Source organism: Streptomyces sp. NPDC055103 (genome assembly GCF_053607625.1).
In genome coordinates this window covers 99,844-117,478 of sequence record NZ_JBSGTX010000016.1, presented here as the reverse complement: position 1 = coordinate 117,478, position 17,635 = coordinate 99,844, and the positions used below count along the sequence as shown (strand labels likewise).

The window sequence follows — 17,635 nt, the reverse complement described above, 5'->3', positions numbered from 1 at the left end:
CATCAGGGTCGCGGCGCCGGGCATCTCGGGCAGGCAGGCCCGGCGCCGGTACGCCTCCGGGAGCGAGGCGACGGTGATCGCGCCGAGGGGCGGGCCCGCGGCACCCCCGCCCGCCGCCCCCCCCCACCGCGCGCTGCGTATGCCGTACCTCGGCGTGCCCGGTCGCCGACCGCTACCTCTGCTGCGTCACGTCCCGGACTTGCTGGGCGAGGTGATCCAGGACGGCCCTCGGGTCGGCGGAGGGTGCGACGGCCTTGCCGATGTTCCGCTTGATGGTGTTGCTGACCTGCAGCCAGGACGGGTCGTTGACCGGGTAGAGCTGCGCGGTGCGCAGCGCGGTGAGGAACTGCTCGGCGCTGGGGTCCGCCGCGGCGTACCGGGACGCCTCGGTGGCGGACACCGTCGACGGCAGAAGGTGGTAACGACCGGCGAACTCAATGATGTTCTTGTCCTCGTAGACGAAGTTCAGGAACGAGCCCACCAGTTCGCGGTTGCCGTCGTGCTTGAAAGCCATCATCCAGTCGGCGACGCCCGCCGCCGGCGGGGTCTCCCGCTCGTCCAGGGTGTCCGACACCGGCATGCGCAGGGTGCCGACCTTCATGCCCTTCGCCCTCGCCTCGTGAAGGAGCGAGGGATAGCCGTTGACCATGCCGACATCGCCGCGCAGGAAGGCGGCGAAGGCGTCCTGCCGGTTGAGCTCGGCCGGCGGGACGGGGCCGGTGAGGGCCGGCACGACGAGGTTGTCCTTGATCCAGCGGAATGTTTGCGCGTTCTGCTCGGACGCGATGCTGTAACTGCCGCTGGTGTCGGTGTATCCGCCGCCGTTGCTCAGTTCCCAGATCAGGGCCTCGGCGTGCGCCTCCTCGGGGCCGAGCGGCAGGGCGTACGGGTAGAGCACGCCCTCCTCCTTCAGCGCCTTGGCCGCGTCCTTCAGCTCCGACCAGGTCTTCGGCGGCTTCGCGCCCGCCGTGTCGAACAGCTCTTCGTTGTAGAAGAGCAGCCGGCTGCTGGCTACGAAGGGCAGGCCGTAGAGGTCGCCGTCCACCGAGCCGGCCTCCGCGAGGGGCCGCAGGAAGTTCGCCTCCGTTCTGACCGACATCACCTCGCTGGCGGCGTGGAGGCGGCCCTGCGCGGCGAAGTCGGAGTAGGCACCCATCAGAGCCACGTCCGGGGCGTCGTTCTCCTTGACCATGCGGGTGACCTCGTTGTCGATGTCGGCCCACGGGTAGAGCGTCACCTGGACCTTCATGCCGGGGTGGGCGGCGGTGAAGGCGGTGCTCAGCTTGTCCCAGTACGCCTTGGAGGAGGTCGCGGGGCCTGCGCCGTACTCGGGTGCCACCAGGCGCAACGTCGTCGGGTCGCCACCGGACGAGCCGCAGCCGGTGACGAGGGAGCCCAGTAGTCCGAGCGCCGCCACGGAGGTGGTCATGCCGGAGAGTCTGCGTCGCATGGGACTTTCCTCTGGATCTTTTTGGACAGTGCGGCCGAAATTCTCTCCCGTCCCGGGGCTGAATTGCGCCTCCTGGCGCAGGTTGTGGCCATAGCTCCAAGCGAGAGGATCCGGCCTGGTGTCTTCCGATATGCCGCAGCCGCTTCGACGCGCGTAGAAACCCCGCGCCCGCATCCGACGTGTCCTGAAACCTGTCCTGATGGAGATCGGCTCCGGCTGTTACCGTCGGTTCGGCAGCAAAGACTACTGAGGAGTACGCCATGAGGAGACGTCAGTTGACCCGCCGGCGGATATCCGTTCTGGCCGTCACGGTCGCCGCGTTCACCGCCACCGCCCTGGGCAGCGCCCCGGCCGCGCAGGCCGCCGGGCCCGCCGAACTCCGCCTCGTTCCGCTCGGCGCCGACTACGGGACGGTGCTCCGGCAGCAGGTCGCGTACTGGAACCTGAACCGGCTGTCGGCCGCGTCGCTCAACGGCGACGGGTCCGAGGCCGTCGCACCGGCCGCCGGATGGGACGACACCGCCCGGCCCTGGGCCGGCGGCGGGAAGGTCGCCCGTACGACGGGCAAGCTGGTGATGCGGATGCGCAACGCCGACGGCACGGGCACGACCGATGCCCTCTCGGCCTGCACCGCCACGGTGGTCAGGAGCCAGAACAAGAGCGTCGTGGTCACCGCGGCCCACTGCCTGCGCGTCAACTGGGGCCTGAACGCTCCGCTGGACCTGAACCAGATCGCCACGAACGTGCTGTTCATCCCCGACTTCCGGGGCGAGAACCTGCCGCGCGTCGCCCCCGGGACCGACCTGAACAGCGGACCGGCGATCGGCCCCGACGTCGCCCCCTACGGCGTGTGGGCGGTCACCCGCGCCTGGTGGACCGAGGGCTGGGCGGGCCAGGCCAACCACTTCAACAACAACGACATGGCCGCCATGGTCGTCGACAACCCGGCGGACGACCGCCCGATCGAAGACGTCGTGGGCGGCGGCCAGTCGATCGGCTTCAACCCGGCCCGCACCACGCCGCGCACCAACTTCGGTTACCCAACCGTCAACTTCAAGAGCTACAGCGGCCCCAACTTCTCCAACACGGGCGCGGCGGTGATCAACGGCTCTCCGAACGTCAACAACGTCCCCGCCGACCAGCAGCGCGTCTACGACGGACGCTCCCTGCTGTTCAGCCAGGGCCCGTCCTGGATCAACCGGGAATGGTGGTGGGACACCAACAGCGACCTGATGAAGACCCAGCTCAGCCCCGGCGCCAGCGGCGGCCCCTGGTTCAAGGACTTCGACCCGGCCACGGGGGAGGGCGTCCTGGTGGGCGTCACCTCGCACTTCGCCCAGTCCAGCACCGGCGGCCTCGACGCGATCGCCGAGGCCGAGTCGCGCGCCCCCAGCCCCTACATGGCGGGGACGAACTTCGGCGACCAGGAGAAGGCGACCTTCGAGACGGCCCAGTCCGTCACCCCCGGGGCCTGACCGTGCGCCGGCACCGCGCCGGGGTCAGCCAGGCGGTGGGGTGAGATCTCCGCGCAGCCGCCGGGTACGGAGCGCCAGCTCCAGCTCGAAGCGGCGGTCCGGGTCGTCCAGGTCGTCGCCCCACAGCTCACGGAGCTGCCTCAGCCGGTAGCGCACGGTCTGCGGGTGCACTCCGAGCCGGGCCGCCACCTCCGGGGCCCCGCCCCGCGTCTCCAGCCAGGCCAGCAGTGTCTCGGCGAGCCGTTGGGCGTGGGCCGGGCCGCCGGACTCGTCCAGCTGTGCCAGCCGCCGTCGCGCCAGATCGTCGATCAGCTCACCCGCGGGCAGCAGTACCAGGGCCTCGACGTGCTCGCCGCAGGGAAGGAGCCGGCCGCGCGGCAGCAGACCCCGCTCGATCATCCCGACGGCGGCCTCCGCCCAGCGCAGTGACGTGGCGGCCTCGGCCAGGGGAACCGACGGGCCGATCGCCCCGGACCAGCCGGCCACCGCCCGGTCCAGCAGCTCCGCGCGCCCCGGGGCGTCCGGGTCCGGTACGACCAGGCGCGGCTGCGCGCCCTCCATGTCGAGCAGGATCTCGTCGCCCACGGCAGGGGCGACGGCCTCCTCGGCGGGCCGGAGCAGTACCGCCACGGCCACCTTCCCGGGCAGCTGCCAGCTCAGGTCCGCCGCGCGGTCGGCGAGCAGGGCGGTCGGGTCCGAGCGGTGCTCGGTGAGCAGGAGATCGACGAGCAGCCGTTGCAGGCGCAGTCGCTCCCCGGCCTTGCGGGCGACGGCCTCGGCGTAGCCGCGTACCGACTGGGCCACCATGCCGTCCAGGTACTCGAACGCCGACTCGGCGAGTTCGTACATGGCCGAAGGCGGGATGTCGGCCTGCTGGCCGACCTCCGCCATGCGCCGCCAGGAGAGGCGGACGCCCAGCCGGTAGATCCCCTGCAAGGAGTCCAGGCTGCGCCCCTGGGAGACCTCGCCGCGCCCGAAGTCCCGGAACAGCTCCGGGAGGGCGCGCGGCCGGTCCGACCCCGTGGTCATCTGTTCCACGAAGAGTTCGAGGGCGTGCCGGATCGCCACCAGGGCCTTCGGCTCTCCGGACTCGTCGGGCAGGAACACCAGGCCCGGATACTCGCGCCGGATCTCGGCGAGGATGTCCTGGGCCAGTTCGGGGACCTGCTCCAGGGCGCGGTCGGCGAACTGCTGAATCCGTTGTCCTGGCACGTCGTGCCAGGCTGACGACGCTTCCACCACACCGCTCTTGGGTGTCCGGTCCGTACGCGCTCGGTCCGCGGGTCGCATGTCCCGGCCTAGCCCGCACCGGAGCCGGCCGTGTCGGACGTGCCGTCCGCGGGCGGTTCGGGGAACGTGACGAGCGGCACATTCGGCTGCTCGGGTGTGGCGTCGAGAGCGGTGACGATTCCGAAGGCGGCGCCTGCGGCCAGGAGGGCGGAGGCGGCGCAGGTCAGGAAGGCGGCGAGCAGTCTGGTCATGGGGATGATCGGCCTCTCGGTCATGGAGGTCTGTCACCCAGCGCGCCGGCCCGGTCCGGCGTCGCCAGTATGAGAGGCGCATTGACAGGTGGTCAAGAGCCGCCTAATTTCGCCGCCACAGGACTGTTACTCCCGGGTACGCATTCTCGTCCCGGACAGGCTGCACCCCACGAGTGCGCCTCCTTCCCGCACGGCCCATGAGCCTTCCCGCACGCCGCTCCCGTATTGGAGTACCCGTATGCGCCGTTCAATATCACCTTTGTCCCTGATTCTGCTGGGTGTCGGAGTCTTCCTGCTGGTGTTCACGCAGCTGCTGCTCCGGTACGTCGAGCCGCGCGCCAAGCGCACGCCGACCGATGTGGACTCCACGACGGTCTTCAGCGGTCAGGGCAGCTACTTCGACACCGGGTCCGTCTCCACGGTGGAGGGCCGGACGATCACGATCACCCGCCGGGTGCTGGGGGACGTCGCGGGCGGCGAGCGCAGCGGACACGCGATCTGGGACGTGTCGACGCAGATCGACTCGCCGAAGACGCTCGCGCTGGGCGACCCGCGGAAATCCCTCCAGTGGACCACCGAGCGCTGGGTGACCGACCGCCGGACCAACCTCCCGGTGCGCTGCTGCGACGAGAAGCCCGCGTTCGAGGGTGAGGCCTACCTGAAGTTCCCGTTCGACATCGAGAAGCGCGGCTACTCCTGGTGGGACAGCACCTTGGGTGCCACCGTGCCGCTGGAGTTCCAGGAGGTCGCCAAGGTCGACGGGCGCGAGGGGTACCGCTTCGTCGGCAGCGTCAAGGCCACCCCGACCGGCACCCGCCTGGTGCCCGCTGTGCTGGTGGGCAGCACGAAGCCGGGTCAGGTGGCGGCGGAGGAGTGGTACTCCAACGCGCGGATCGAGCTCACGGTGGACCAGCGCACGGGGCGGATCATGAACGCGCTGATCGCGCCGAAGAAGACGCTGCGGGCCCCCGGTTCACGGAAGGACGCGGTGACCCTGCTGTCCAGCGAGCGGCTGGAGTTCACGGAGGCGACCCGGCGCGAGCAGGTCGAGCTGGCCTCCGAGGACAGCGCCCGGCTGAAGCTGCTCGGCGAGACCGCGCCCCTCGTGGGCGGTATCGCGGGCGGCCTGTCGGCCGTCGCCGGCGCGGTGCTGCTGATCCGCGGGCCCCGGCGGAGCGATCACTCATCGGTGTGAGGAAACGGGGCCGGCCAAAGTCCCGAACTTGTCATCAGCGTGAGTAGCCGGAATGAATGCTTGAACGAAGACTGATGTTACCCCGCGGTAAGGCCGACGTTTCCGCTTCACCGGCTGTCACCCCGGCAGCCCGTCGCCGCGGTACCCGCAGCACCCCGTACGAGCCAGCCCAGCGCTTCATCCCCGGAAGCCCGGCACACCCTCACGCGTATCCCATGCGTATCCCCCTACGCATCCCACCCGCAGCCGCCGAGTTGGAGCACCGCTATGCCCCAGCGCTCGTCCGCTCTGGCCCCGGGCCAGAAGGACTCCCGTTCCGTCCCCGCTCAGCCCCCCACCGGCAGCCACGCCACCCCGCGCCGCATCACCTTCCTCGCCCGCCGTGACCTGGCCAACCAGGCCGCCGGGGGCTCAGAACTGCTCATCGACCGGATAGCCGACGGTCTGACCGCCGGAGGCCATGAGGTCACGCTCGTGTGCGGCGGCCCCGCCGCCACACGGGACTACCGGGTGGTCTCCGCGGGAGGCGACGCCCGTCACTTCCTTCGCGCCAGGGCGACCTTCGCCCGCGAGGTCGGCGACTGCGACCTGCTGGTCGAAGTGTGCAACGGCATGCCGTACCTGGCACCGCTGTGGCACCGCGGACCCACGGTGTGCCTGGTCAACCACGTGCACACCGATCTCTGGCAGATGCGTTACCCGGGCCCGGCCGCACGCCTCGGACGCAGGCTGGAGCACTGGGCCCTGGCAGGCACCCATCGCGACAACCTGATGGTGGCCGTCTCCGAGTCCACCGCCGCCGAGCTGCGCGCCATCGGCGTGGCCCCGGACCGCATCCGGATCGTCAACAACGGCGTCGAGGAACCCGGCCCCCTGCTGCCCGAGGCGAAGGAACCGCTGTTCCTGGCCGTCGGCCGGCTGGTGGAGTACAAGCGGATCGACCTGCTGCTACGCCTGTGGGAGCGGGTCCGCCCCGTCACCGGCGGCCGCCTCGTCATCGTCGGGGACGGCCCCGAACGGGAACGCCTCGAAGCCATGGCCGGCCCCTCCGTGACCTTCGCCGGCCGGGTGTCGGAGGCCGAGAAGCACCGGCTGATGTGCGAGGCGTGGCTGCTGCTGCACCCCTCCCTCGTCGAGGGCTGGGGTCTTGTCGTCACCGAGGCGGCCGCGCGGGCCACCCCCGCGATCGGCTTCGACATACCCGGCCTGTGCGACTCCGTCGAGGACGGGAAGACCGGGGTGCTCGCCCGGGGAGAGAGCTCGTTCGCCGCCGCGTGGTGCACCCTGGCCCTCAGTACCGACCGGCGCGCGGCCATGGGGCGTGCCGCCGCCGAGCGCGCCGAACGCTTCCGCTGGAGCGCGACGGTCCGCCAGTTCCGGGCGGTCGCCGCCGAGGCCGCGGCCCGCGCCGCGAGGCCGGGACGCGACGGGAGCGGCCGTGGCTGAGATCACCGACCGCGGATTCAAGGATCCGTCGCTGAGGCGATCGACCGCCCTCTTCCGGGCGTTCCTGCGCGAACCCAGCGATCCCGAGCGGTGCTACACCCTGCTGGCCCGCGACTCGGTCGCGCAGGTGGCACACCATGTCGACCTGACCGGCAAGATCGTCGTCGACGTCGGTGGCGGCAGCGGCCACTTCACCGAGGAGTTCCGCCGCCGTGGCGCGCACAGCTACCTCTTCGAACCCGACCCGCGGGAGCTGGGCGCCCGCGGCCGTACCACCGAGGACGCGGTCCTCGCCGACGGGTATCTGCTGCCGCTCGCCGACGGCGCCGCCGACGTGTGCTTCTCGTCCAACGTCCTCGAGCACGTGGCGGACCCGCAGACGTTCATCAGCGAGATGGCACGGGTCACCCGCCCCGGCGGGCTGATCTACCTGTCGTTCACCAACTGGCTCTCGCCCTGGGGAGGTCACGAGACCGCGCCGTGGCACTACCTCGGGGCCGACCGGGCCCGCGCGCGCTACGAACGGCGCACCGGCCGCCCGGCCAAGCACACCCTCGGGGAGAACCTCTTCCCCGTCCACATCGGTCCCACCCTGCGGCATGTCCGAGGTCGCGACGACGTGCGGGTCGTGACGGCGCGATCACGCTACTGGCCGTTCCTCGCGAGCACGATCACCCGGGTGCCGGGACTCCGCGAGATCGCCACCTGGAATCTGCTGCTGATTCTCAGGCGAAGCCCATGAGCACGCGAAGCGAGGAGCGGTCATGACCACTACGGTCCAGGCACCCACCCGGGTGCCGCAGCCCGGCCCGGCGCCGTCGGAGACGGCCGGCGAACCGCGCGGACGACGCCTGCTGTTCGGCTTCTGGGCCGCCGTCCTGGTGGCGTTCCTCGCCGTGTCACCCGGGAAGATGACGTTCGAGACCAAACTCGGCGTCGCCCTCGACCCCTGGCGTTTCCTCGGCGACCTCGGTTCGCTGTGGAACGGGAACGTCGGCCTCGGCGGCATCGCCAACCAGTACGTCGGCTACGCCTTCCCGGCACTCCCTTACTACGCGCTCATGGACCTCCTGCAGGTCCCGGTCTGGCTGGCCGAGCGGCTCTGGCTCTCGGTCATCGTGACCGCCGCCTTCTGGGGCGCGCTCCGGCTCGCCGAGCGGCTGCGCGTGGGGACGCCCGCGAGCCGCGTCCTCGGCGCCGTCGCCTACGCGCTGTGGCCCACCTTCACGATCGTCATCGGCTCGACCTCCGCCGCCGCGCTGCCCGGCGCCCTGCTGCCCTGGGTACTGCTGCCGCTGACCTCCGCGGCGTACAGCCCCCGGAAGGCCGCCGCCCGTTCGGCGCTGCTGATCCCCTTCATGGGCGGTGTGAACGCCGCCTCGACGCTCGCCGCGCTGCTGCCCGTGGGTCTGTACCTCCTCAGCCGTCCACCCGGTCGACGCCGGCGCGCGCTCCTCGGCTGGTGGACACCGGGCGTCGTCCTCGCCACCGTGTGGTGGGTGGTGCCGCTGCTCCTGCTCGGCGCGTACGGCGAGAACTTCATGCCGTACGTCGAGCAGGCCGACACCACCACCGCCACCATGTCCGCGACCGAACTGCTGCGCGGCGCCGGGAACTGGGTGGCCTATCTGCACTTCGGTGAGGCGTGGCTGCCGGCCGGCTGGACCGTCGCGACCTCCGTCGTCACGGTCCTCGGCTCGGCGCTCGCCGCGGCCCTCGGCCTCGCGGGCCTGGCCCGGCGGGACCTGCCGGAGCGCCGCTGGCTCCTCCTGACGGTCCTGACCGTCGTCCTGATCACGCTCGCCGGCTACGGCGGAGCCTTCGGCGGTCCCTTCCACGGTGCCGTCCAGGACTGGCTGAACGGTCCGCTGAAGCCCTTCCGCAACATATACAAGTTCCAGCCGGGACTGGCCCTCGCGCTCGTCCTCGGGCTGACCCATCTGACCGCCGAGCTGACCGAGCGCAGAAGTTCCCGCGCCCTCCGCGGCCGCCGTTGGGTGCCCGCGACCGCGGCGGTCCTGGTACTCCCCGGTCTTGCCCTCCCGTACGTCAACGGCTCGATCCTCCAGCCCGGGGCGTTCACCAAGCTGCCCACCCACTGGGAGAAGGCCGCCGGCTGGCTCAAGGACAACGCCCCGCACAGCCGGGCCCTGGTCGTCCCGGCGACGGCGCACGGCATCTACACCTGGGGTTCCCCCATCGACGAGCCGCTGGACGTGCTCGCCGAGAGCCCCTGGGCACAGCGGGACTTCGTCCCCTTCGGCACCCCCGGAGCACGCCGTACGACGGACGCCGTCGAGCAGGCGCTGCTGTCCGGCGCCGAGGTCCCCGGCCTGCGGGCGTACCTCGCACGGGCCGGCATGCACGAGGTGGTCGTCCGCAACGACCTCGACCCCGACCAGATCGGCTACGTCCCGCCGCAGACGGTGAAGCGGACCCTGGAGTCGTCCGGCTACCGCAAGGTCACCGGATTCGGCCCGCTGGTGACCGGCGGACGCATCGCCGCCGACACCCCGCTCCAGGTGCAGGCGCTCTATCCGCGGCTCCAGGCCGTCGAGATCTACGAGCCGCGGAACCACGACGGGCGGCCCGACAGGGTCGGTGTCGCGGCCGTGGCCGACACGGCCGTGGTCAGTGGCGGACCCGAGGCGCTGCTCCAGCTGTCCGCCGATCCCTCGATGGCCGGGCGGCCCGCCGTCCTGGCCGGGGACAAGCTCCCCAAGGGCGTCGTCGCACCGGTGAACGCGGTGGCGGACGGGCTCCGCCGGGCCGACACCCGCTTCGGCCTGGTCAACAACAACACCTCGTACACCTACACCGCGGACGAGCGCAATCACTCCGGCAGCCTGCAGAACCCGGGCGAGAAGCCCCACCAGATCCTGCCGTCGGAGGGCACCGACCACCAGACGACGGCGGCGCTGCGCGGCGCCGAGGCCGTGACGGCCTCCAGCAGCGGCAACTGGCTCTTCCACCTGCCGCAGTACGACCCGGTGAACGCCTTCGACGGCGACCCCGACACCGCGTGGGCCGAGGGCAGCCCGGGCGAGCCGGTCGGCCAGTGGCTCCGCGTGGACTTCTCCGGGCCGACCGACATCCCGGCCTCCCTCCAGCTGACACCCCTGCCGGGCGACGCCCTGCGCGCGGCGCCCACACAGGTGCGGATCGAGACCGACCGCGGCTCGGCCGACAGCCCCCTGAAGACGAACGGCCTGCCGCAGACCGTCAAGGCTCCCGCCGGCGAGGCCTCCTGGATGAAGATCACCGTCCTCGCCGCGCAGCAGGCGCGCCCCGGCCTCTCCGGCGTCGGCTTCTCCGAGGTGTCGATCCCGGACGTGCGGGTCACGCGCATGCTGGTGCTGCCCGCCGACGCGCAGCGCACCGACGCGGCGGCGACCGTGTACTCCCTGCACCGCGGTACCGACGCGGGCGGCCTGGCGCCCGCGTCGGCCGAGGTCGGACTGCACCGGCGGTTCAGCACCGGAGAGCCGGGCGAGTACCGGGTGTCGGCGCGAGCCGTCGCCGTACCCGGCGGCGCGCTGGACGAACTGCTCGACCGTTCGGCCCCCGGACCGAAGAACCGGCTGACGGCCTCCGTGGACTCCACCAGCCGCGCCGGCACGTCGCTCGGCGCCCGCAACCTGGTCGACGGCGATCTGACGACCGCCTGGATCGCTGGCGACCGGCCGGTCGTCCACCTGAGCTGGCCCTCGATGACGAAGATCGACGAGATCATCCTCGTACCGGCGGGCGGGGTGTCCACCCGGCCCGAGCAGGTGATGATCAGCTCCCCGCACGGCGCCGCGGTGGCCGACGTGGACGAGAACGGGCGGGTCCGCTTCCCGGGGATCGAGACGAACCGGCTCGACATCACCGTCACCCGGGTCGCGCCGCTCACCGTCCACAACCCGGTGGCGGACGCGCAGTTGCAGCTGCCCGTCGGACTGAGCGAGGTACACGTTCCCGCCCTGGCCGATCTGCGCGTGCCGCGGCCGAAGGCGACCGCGCGCTTCTCGCTGCCGTGCGGTGGGGGCCCGGACCTCGCCGTGGGCGGTGTCCTGCACAAGACGAAGGCCTCCGGACTGGTCAGGGACCTCACCGAGCGGCGTCCCGTCACCGTCGCCCTCTGCGCGGGCGAGGAGAAGGACGGCACCCTGGCGCTTCCGACCGGTGACCACGAGGTGGAGGCGGCCGACGCGGGCCCGCTGGCGATCACCGACGTCACGCTGACCCGCGGTACCCCTCGGGCCCTCGCGGGTGCCGAGGGCCGTGAGGCCACCGTCACCCGGTGGACCGACGACAGCCGGACCGTCACGGTGTCGGCGGGCGCCGGCGAGGCCGCCTACCTGCGGACCTTCGAGAACGCCAACGACGGCTGGAAGGCCACCCTGGACGGCGAGGAGCTCGAGCCGGTACGCCTCGACGGCTGGCAGCAGGCCTGGGTGATCCCGGCCGGCGCGTCCGGCACGGTGACCATGGAGTTCGAGCCCTCCGGGCCGTACCGGACAGCCCTGGTCGGCGGTGCGCTCGCGCTCGTCGTCCTTGCCGCCCTGGCCTTCGTGGGCCGCCGGCGCGACGACGACGGTACCGACGAGAGGCTGTCCGAGCCGGCGGCCCCGGGGATGCTCCTGGGCACGCTGGCGCTGACCGCGGTCGTCGCGGTGGCGGCGGGCCCGCTGGCCCTGGTCGTGCCCGTACTCGCCGTGGCGGCCCGGTTCCGGCCGGCCGTGTTGGTGCCGACCGCGGCGGCGGCGATGGCCGGCGCCGGTCTGGTCGCGGCCCTGGGTGCCGGGGATCCCGTCGCCGACGGGGCGGGCGCGTTCAGCGGGCCGGCGCAGGCGCTCACGCTGGTGGCCCTGTCCGCCGCGCTGGTGACGGCGGTGAGGCCGACGTCCCCGGCCGCCGGACGGGGGGACGACGCCGGGCACGGAGGCGACGGCGGGTGGGAGGACGGCGCCGGGCATGAAGGCGACGGCGGGTGGGAACACGGCGCCGGGTACGAGGGCGACTACGGCTCCGGCGCGCGGGAAGCCGGGCCGGTGGTCACGGCCCGGCCGCGCACCACCGGCGAGGACGGTGGCCTCTCGTGACCCCACTGTGGAGCGCCGCCGGGAGGGGGACCGCACCCTCTCCCGGCGGGGTCCGGATCCCCTTTCCGACCGTCGACGAGGTGTCGCGGCACTGCCTCGACGACGACGAACCGGAGACCGTCCACATCGAGGTCCATCTGCCCGGACGCCCGGACCCGGAACGGCTCCGGGCCGCGTTCCGGCGGGCCCTGCCGACGCACCCCAGGGTGCTGGCACGGGAAGTACCCCACCGACGTCACCGGCGGTCCTTCGCGTGGGAACTGACCGGCCGCCCGGACAGCGATCCGGTGAACTTCGTGGAGCCGGGGCCAGGTCCGGGGCCAGGTCCAGGTCCAGATCCGGGTTCGGGGCCAGGTCCGGGACCTGACGCCTTGACGCTGGCCAGGTCCCGCGCCCTGACGGAATGCCCGCCGCTCACGCTGGCGCCGCCGATGCGCCTGGACGTCGTCCAGGGCGAAGAGGGCGGAACCGTACTGATACTGACGATGCATCACACGGCCCTCGACGCCGGGTCGGGGCTGCGGGTGCTCGCCACGGCCGCCGAACAGTACGGCGGCACGGCGGCCCTCCCGGTGCCCGCGCGGAAACGGCCGGGACGCTCGGGTTCGGCTCCGAGCGGGACCGGCGCCACCGGCCGCACCGTACGGGAACGGCCCGTACGGGTCGCGCCGGACTCCCGCCCCGGGCCGGTGCGCGCCCGCGCCGTGGGCAACGGCATGGTGCAGATGGACCTGCCCGTTCCGCGGCGCGCGGGGCGGAACGGAGGCCTTCCGCACTGGACCGTCAACGACCAACTGCTCGTCGCCACCTCACTGATGGTGGGGCGCTGGAACGTCTCGCGAGGCCGGCCGGCCGGTCCGGTACGGCTCACGATGCCCGTGGACGACCGTCCGCGCGGCGCGGAGATGCCGATGGGCAACGGAACCCGGCTCGTCGAGGTGACCATGACCTCCGAGGACCCGCGCGACACGGAGCTGCTGCTCGGCGAGCGGCCCGACCCGGAGGCCGTGGCCCGGCTGCTGCGCGGCACCGCCCGGCGGACCCGCGCGCTGAAGTCGGCCCATGGCGCCCCTATGGGAGCCGGGGCGAGTCTGCTGACGGCACCGCTGTTGCCGGTCGGTGTCCGGGGCGTGCTCACCCGGGGCGCACGGCGGGCGGCGGCGTCCTGGACGTCGACGGCGCTCGTCACCAACCTCGGACGCGTGCCGTACGCGCTGGACTTCGGCGACGCCGGCCGGGCGACGGCCGTGTGGTTCTCCGCCCCGGCGCGGATGCCGCGCGGGCTGAGCGTGGCGGCGGCCTCCACCGGCGGGCGGCTGCATGTGACGCTGCGCTGGTCCCGGGCGCTGCTCGGTGACGCGGCGGGCGCGGAACTGGCGGGCCTGTTCGCGGAGTCGCTGGCGACGACGTCTCTCCCTCCGGCCGGGGACGACAGATCACGTCCGGACACGACACCGGTGGGTACCCGCCCCACCCAGGACAACCACAAGAGGGCCGTCATGACCATCTCAGCCGAATCGCCGGCTCCAGAAGCAGCGGCAGCCACCGAAGCGGCAGCCCCCTCAGCCGAAGCGGCAGCCACCGAAGCGGCAGCCCCCGGCTCGGACGTAGCCGGTAAGTCACCTGCCACGGAGGCGACTTCGCCGTCCCCGCGCACCCCCGGGCTGCGGGACTTCTACGAGAACCCCACCGTTCCCGTGGCGTCCGGTGAGGCCAGGACCCTGCGGCAGGCCCGGATGCTGGCCGACGCGCTCGGCCCGGTGGGGCCCGGCCGGCCGGCCGCGACCGTGCTCGACGTGGGCTGCGGAGACGGCTCGGCGGGCGCGATCGCCGCCCGCGTACTCGACGGGCACCGCGTCGTGGGGATCGACTGGTCACAGGACGCCCTGCGCCGGGCGGCCCCGCGCCTCAGCCAGGTCGTCCGCGGCGAGCTGACCGGCAGCGGACTGCCGTTCGCCTCCGGCAGTGCCGACGCCGTGCTGTTCAGCGAGGTCGTCGAGCACCTCGTCGACCCCGACAGCGCCCTCGACGAACTGCGCAGGGTCCTGCGACCCGGCGGGCACCTCATGCTCTCCACTCCGAACCTCGGCGCCTGGTACAACCGCGCGCTGCTGCTCGCCGGAGTCCAGCCGGTGTTCTCCGAGGTGAGCCTGCGGCGCGTCCACGGCAGACCGGGCCGCGAGGTCGTGGGCCATCTGCGGCTCTACACGGCGCGCGCGTTGCGCGAGTTCGTGGCGGCGTCCGGGTTCGAGGTGGTGAAGGTCGCCGGTGCGCCGTTCCACGGAGTCCCGCGCCCGCTCCGCCCGCTGGACCGGCTGGCCTGCGGGGCGCCGTCGCTCGCGTCCATCCTCCTCGTGCACGCGAGAAGGGAGTGACCCGTGGTGTGGGGTGTGGTCGCCGCGCTGGTGGCGAACGTCCTGTACAGCACCGGCTTCGTCCTGGAGAAGCGGGCGCTGGCCGGCATGCCGCGGCTGAGTGCCGCACAGCCGGGCCGGGCCCTCCTTCTGCTGGCCGGCCGACCCCTGTGGATCTGCGGGGCCATGGCGCTGGCCCTGGGGTTCGCCGCGCAGCTGGCCGTCTACCGCACCCTGCCGATCGCCGCAGCCCAGGGCCTGTTCCTGTCCGGTCTCGTCCTCCTGCTCGTGCTCTCGTCGGTGGTACTCGGCGAGCGGCCCTCCGGCCGCGAGCGCCGTGCGGTGGCCGTCATCGGTCTGGCGCTCGTGATGGTGGTGGCCTCGCTGTACGGGGCCGTCGAGGAGATCAGCCGTACCGCTCCCACCGGCATCCTGCTGGCACTGTGCCTGCCCACCCTCGCGGCCGGTCTCGCGCTGTACGCGGCCGCGGAGCGGCGCGCCCGCCGGCGTCATCGGCAGCCGACCACCGGAGTGGCCTACGCGGTCGCGGTCGGTCTGATCTACGGCGTCAGCTCGCTCGCGATCAAGGGTGTCTCCGGGCATCTGGACACCGCGGACCTCCTGGGCTCCGTGCCCGCGCTGCTCGCCTCCCCCTACCCGTACCTCCTGCTGCTGACAGGCGTCAGCGGACTGGTCCTGTCGCAGACCGCCCTCCAGCGCTGCCGGGCGTCGCTGATCGTCCCGGTCTGCTCGACGGTGAGCTGCGTGTTCTCCATCGTGAGCGGCACGATCGCGTTCGACGAGCCGCTGCCCGACGACCCGTTGCGCCTCTTACTGCGTCTCGGCGGCACCGTGCTCGCCCTGACGGTCCTGCTCACCCTGCCGCGACACGAAGCGAACACCCCCACTTCCGAAGGAACCCGGCCATGAAGCCCGACAACCCGCTGCTGAAGATTCTCGCCTGCCCGCTCGACAAGGGGCCGCTGGTCCTCGACGAGACCGGGGCCGCTCTCCACAATCCGCGTCTGCGCCGGAGCTACCCGATCGTCGACGGCATTCCTCAGCTTCTCCCTTCCTCGGGTGTGCCCGCCGCCGCGGGGGACTCCGGCGTCGGGAGTGAGTACGAGGCATCTGAGGCTTCCCCGCAGCCGGGTAGGTGAACTCGGGATCATCGGTCCCTGGGGCGGCGGAAGCGTGGATCTGCACCGCAGCACCACGCGCCGGGACGCGGACAGCCGCCCAGACGTGGGAGCCCGGCGTGTCCCGGGTGTGCCGGGGCGGTCGCCACCGGGGATCCTCGGAACATGACGGAGAACGAGATCAAGCTCAAGGCCATCGCCGCTCTCACGGCTCTGCGGGCCGGTGTCCCGGAGACCTTCGTCTCGGATCTGCTGGGCGAGGTGATCCCCGGCCAGTTCGTGGTTCCCGCCGTGGGGAGTCCCGAGGAGGTCGGCCTGTCCGTGCTCGGTCAGCTGTCCGAGCCGCTGAGTGCTCTGGTCAACGGCTTCATCACGGCCTTCGAAGCGGTCGCGGACGCCTACGACGAGACGGGCGCCGAGCCGCACACCGACGGCATCCTCCAGGAACTGGCGCTGCGCCTCGCCGGCGACGATCTGGGGTGACGGGCGGTTCCGGTCGGGGGTGAACCGTTCAGCCCCGGTGAGCCGCCGCTTCCGGAGGCACATGATCCGGGGGTTCGGTGACCGAGACCTGGGCGGGGCGGAGCAGCCTCGTGCCCACCTGATAGCCGGGGCGCAGGACGGCCGTGCAGACCGGTGCGTCCACGTCGTCGGAGATCTGGTGGTCGACGGCCTCGTGGCGTATCAGGTCGAAGGGCTCGCCCGGAGTGCCCACGCGCTCCAGACCGAGGTCCGCGAGCCGTTCCTCCAGTGCCTCCGTCGCGGTCCGCAGCCCACCGCTGACCTCGCCGAGGACCCGGGCCCGGTCGAGGGCGTCGAGTACGGGCAGGAGCGTGTCGAGGACCTTGGCGGTGGCGATCTCGCCGACGGCGGCCTGGTCGAGCCGCACCCGCTCGCGGTAGTCCTCGTACTAGGCCCGCAGCCGCCGCAGGTCGGCGGTGCGGTCGGCGAGCTGGGCCTCCAGGGCGTCTGCCCGGTCGGGGTGCCGGTCCCCGGGCTCGGGTGTGTTCGGCCGGGTCATGGTGACGTCCCCTTCGGCCATGGGTCGGTGACCGACTGGTCGAGGGTGAACAGGGCGCCGTCCGGGTCCCGGAGGGCCGCCTGTCCGCCGTCCGCCGACCTGCCGCCCACCGGCCTGCCGTCGTCCGGCCAGGCTCCCGCCGGGAGCAGGGTGCCGCCGTTCTCGACCGCCGTCGCGGTGGCTTCCCCCAGGGAGCGGACCTTGAAGTGGACGAGCCACCGTGGGCGCAGCTGCGCCCGGGGGGCGGCTTCCTCGACGGGGCCGCTGTTGAGGCGGGCCACCGCGTCGCCCTCGCGGCGCAGGACGACCTGGTCCTCCTCGTACGAGATGTCGCAGCAGCCGGTGCCTTCGGCGGCGGCCCATTCGAGTACCTCGCCGTAGAAGAGGGCGGCGTCGAAGGCGTTCCGGGTGTGCAGTTCCAGCCACATGGGCGCCGCTCCGTCGCCGACGCGCCAGTCGGAGAGGACCCGCCCCTCCCAGATGCCGAAGGTCGCGCCCTCGCGGTCGGCGACCAGGGCCGCACGGCCGCGTGGCGGATAGGCGACGGGGCCGACGCCGATCGTGCCGCCGCGCTCGCGCACCCGGCCCACGGCGGCATCGGCGTCGTCGACGGCGAAGTACGGGGTCCACGCGACGGGCACGGCGAACTCGCCGGCCACGGCGGCGACGCCCGCCACGGGCACCCCGTCCACCTCGGCCACGGAGAACGCCTGTCCCAGCGCGCCCCGGCGGAACGTCCAGCCCAGCACCGAGCCGTAGAACCGTTCCGCGGCGGTCCGATCGCGCGCCGCCAGGCTGAGCCAGCACGGCGCGCCGATCAGGTCGGCCGTCACGAGGACCATGGGTTCCTCCTCCGTGAACGTGTCCTGCCTGGGAGGCCGCCGAGGCCGCCGCTCGGGCGGACGCGGACCTCCTCTCACCGTCGGCGCCTGCCCACCGGGTGCCGGTCCATGCGCGGACGCGGGCACTCGCGCGACGCCCGGGGCC

General features: G+C 72.7%; 13 protein-coding genes and 1 pseudogene. 9 read left to right on the top strand and 5 right to left on the bottom strand.

Going from position 1 to position 17,635, the window contains the following annotated elements; all coding sequences use genetic code 11:
- Positions 1-172: 172 nt before the first annotated feature.
- Entirely contained in the window at positions 173-1,450 is a 1,278-nt protein-coding gene (locus tag ACWFR1_RS13545) for an extracellular solute-binding protein (RefSeq protein WP_453550126.1), read from the bottom strand.
- A gap of 260 nt (positions 1,451-1,710) precedes the next feature.
- Here ACWFR1_RS13545 and ACWFR1_RS13540 point away from each other — a divergent pair, with 260 nt between their 5' ends.
- On the top strand, positions 1,711-2,925 hold the full coding sequence (locus tag ACWFR1_RS13540) for a trypsin-like serine peptidase (RefSeq protein WP_453550124.1): 1,215 nt from the start codon (positions 1,711-1,713) through the stop codon (positions 2,923-2,925).
- A 24-nt stretch (positions 2,926-2,949) separates the two neighbouring features.
- Here the strand turns inward: ACWFR1_RS13540 and ACWFR1_RS13535 are convergent, their stop codons facing one another.
- Together ACWFR1_RS13535 and ACWFR1_RS13530 are read right to left on the bottom strand one after the other, a co-directional pair.
- Positions 2,950-4,137, bottom strand: a complete 1,188-nt coding sequence (locus tag ACWFR1_RS13535; RefSeq protein WP_453550122.1) for a PucR family transcriptional regulator — start codon at positions 4,135-4,137, stop codon at positions 2,950-2,952.
- Positions 4,138-4,223: 86 nt separating this feature from the next.
- The gene (locus ACWFR1_RS13530; RefSeq protein WP_453550120.1) at positions 4,224-4,430 is read right to left on the bottom strand and encodes a hypothetical protein; all 207 of its coding nucleotides are present in this window, start codon (positions 4,428-4,430) and stop codon (positions 4,224-4,226) included.
- 214 nt (positions 4,431-4,644) lie between these two features.
- Between ACWFR1_RS13530 and ACWFR1_RS13525 the strand changes: the two genes are divergently transcribed.
- The 8 genes from ACWFR1_RS13525 to ACWFR1_RS13490 all read left to right on the top strand — a co-directional run bounded on the left by ACWFR1_RS13525 (position 4,645) and on the right by ACWFR1_RS13490 (position 16,110).
- A complete protein-coding gene (locus ACWFR1_RS13525) occupies positions 4,645-5,601 on the top strand; it encodes a DUF3068 domain-containing protein (protein WP_453550118.1) in 957 nt (318 codons plus the stop codon).
- Between the two features lie 267 nt (positions 5,602-5,868).
- Positions 5,869-7,047 (top strand): glycosyltransferase family 4 protein, encoded by a 1,179-nt coding sequence (locus ACWFR1_RS13520; protein ID WP_453550115.1) that lies wholly within the window; start codon positions 5,869-5,871, stop codon positions 7,045-7,047.
- Positions 7,040-7,789: a class I SAM-dependent methyltransferase gene (locus tag ACWFR1_RS13515; RefSeq protein WP_453550113.1), complete on the top strand. Its 750-nt coding sequence runs from the start codon at positions 7,040-7,042 to the stop codon at positions 7,787-7,789. Before ACWFR1_RS13520 ends, ACWFR1_RS13515 begins: the two co-directional genes overlap by 8 nt.
- A 22-nt stretch (positions 7,790-7,811) precedes the next feature.
- Positions 7,812-12,134: an alpha-(1->3)-arabinofuranosyltransferase domain-containing protein gene (locus tag ACWFR1_RS13510; protein WP_453550111.1), complete on the top strand. Its 4,323-nt coding sequence runs from the start codon at positions 7,812-7,814 to the stop codon at positions 12,132-12,134.
- Between the two features lie 1,664 nt (positions 12,135-13,798).
- Positions 13,799-14,509: a class I SAM-dependent methyltransferase gene (locus ACWFR1_RS13505; protein ID WP_453550138.1), complete on the top strand. Its 711-nt coding sequence runs from the start codon at positions 13,799-13,801 to the stop codon at positions 14,507-14,509.
- Positions 14,510-14,512: 3 nt separating this feature from the next.
- On the top strand, positions 14,513-15,418 hold the full coding sequence (locus tag ACWFR1_RS13500) for a DMT family transporter (RefSeq protein ID WP_453550109.1): 906 nt from the start codon (positions 14,513-14,515) through the stop codon (positions 15,416-15,418).
- On the top strand, positions 15,415-15,648 hold the full coding sequence (locus ACWFR1_RS13495) for a Trm112 family protein (protein WP_453550107.1): 234 nt from the start codon (positions 15,415-15,417) through the stop codon (positions 15,646-15,648). Before ACWFR1_RS13500 ends, ACWFR1_RS13495 begins: the two co-directional genes overlap by 4 nt.
- A 144-nt stretch (positions 15,649-15,792) precedes the next feature.
- Positions 15,793-16,110 (top strand): hypothetical protein, encoded by a 318-nt coding sequence (locus tag ACWFR1_RS13490; RefSeq protein ID WP_453550105.1) that lies wholly within the window; start codon positions 15,793-15,795, stop codon positions 16,108-16,110.
- 28 nt (positions 16,111-16,138) lie between these two features.
- On the opposite strand, the pseudogene grpE reads toward ACWFR1_RS13490, so the two are convergent.
- A pseudogene (gene grpE / locus ACWFR1_RS13485) lies at positions 16,139-16,522 on the bottom strand (nucleotide exchange factor GrpE); the annotation flags it as partial.
- Positions 16,523-16,644: 122 nt separating this feature from the next.
- The gene (locus ACWFR1_RS13480; protein WP_453550103.1) at positions 16,645-17,490 is read right to left on the bottom strand and encodes a VOC family protein; all 846 of its coding nucleotides are present in this window, start codon (positions 17,488-17,490) and stop codon (positions 16,645-16,647) included.
- Positions 17,491-17,635: the final 145 nt, after the last annotated feature.

What these genes read in the sequence shown, in the direction of transcription:
- ACWFR1_RS13545 (WP_453550126.1), bottom strand. Translation starts at nt 1,450, where the DNA reads ATGCGACGCAGACTCTCCGGCATGACCACCTCCGTGGCGGCGCTCGGA.
- ACWFR1_RS13540 (WP_453550124.1), top strand. Translation starts at nt 1,711, where the DNA reads ATGAGGAGACGTCAGTTGACCCGCCGGCGGATATCCGTTCTGGCCGTC.
- ACWFR1_RS13530 (WP_453550120.1), bottom strand. Translation starts at nt 4,430, where the DNA reads ATGACCGAGAGGCCGATCATCCCCATGACCAGACTGCTCGCCGCCTTC.
- ACWFR1_RS13525 (WP_453550118.1), top strand. Translation starts at nt 4,645, where the DNA reads ATGCGCCGTTCAATATCACCTTTGTCCCTGATTCTGCTGGGTGTCGGA.
- ACWFR1_RS13520 (WP_453550115.1), top strand. Translation starts at nt 5,869, where the DNA reads ATGCCCCAGCGCTCGTCCGCTCTGGCCCCGGGCCAGAAGGACTCCCGT.
- ACWFR1_RS13510 (WP_453550111.1), top strand. Translation starts at nt 7,812, where the DNA reads ATGACCACTACGGTCCAGGCACCCACCCGGGTGCCGCAGCCCGGCCCG.
- ACWFR1_RS13495 (WP_453550107.1), top strand. Translation starts at nt 15,415, where the DNA reads ATGAAGCCCGACAACCCGCTGCTGAAGATTCTCGCCTGCCCGCTCGAC.
- ACWFR1_RS13490 (WP_453550105.1), top strand. Translation starts at nt 15,793, where the DNA reads ATGACGGAGAACGAGATCAAGCTCAAGGCCATCGCCGCTCTCACGGCT.
- ACWFR1_RS13480 (WP_453550103.1), bottom strand. Translation starts at nt 17,490, where the DNA reads ATGGTCCTCGTGACGGCCGACCTGATCGGCGCGCCGTGCTGGCTCAGC.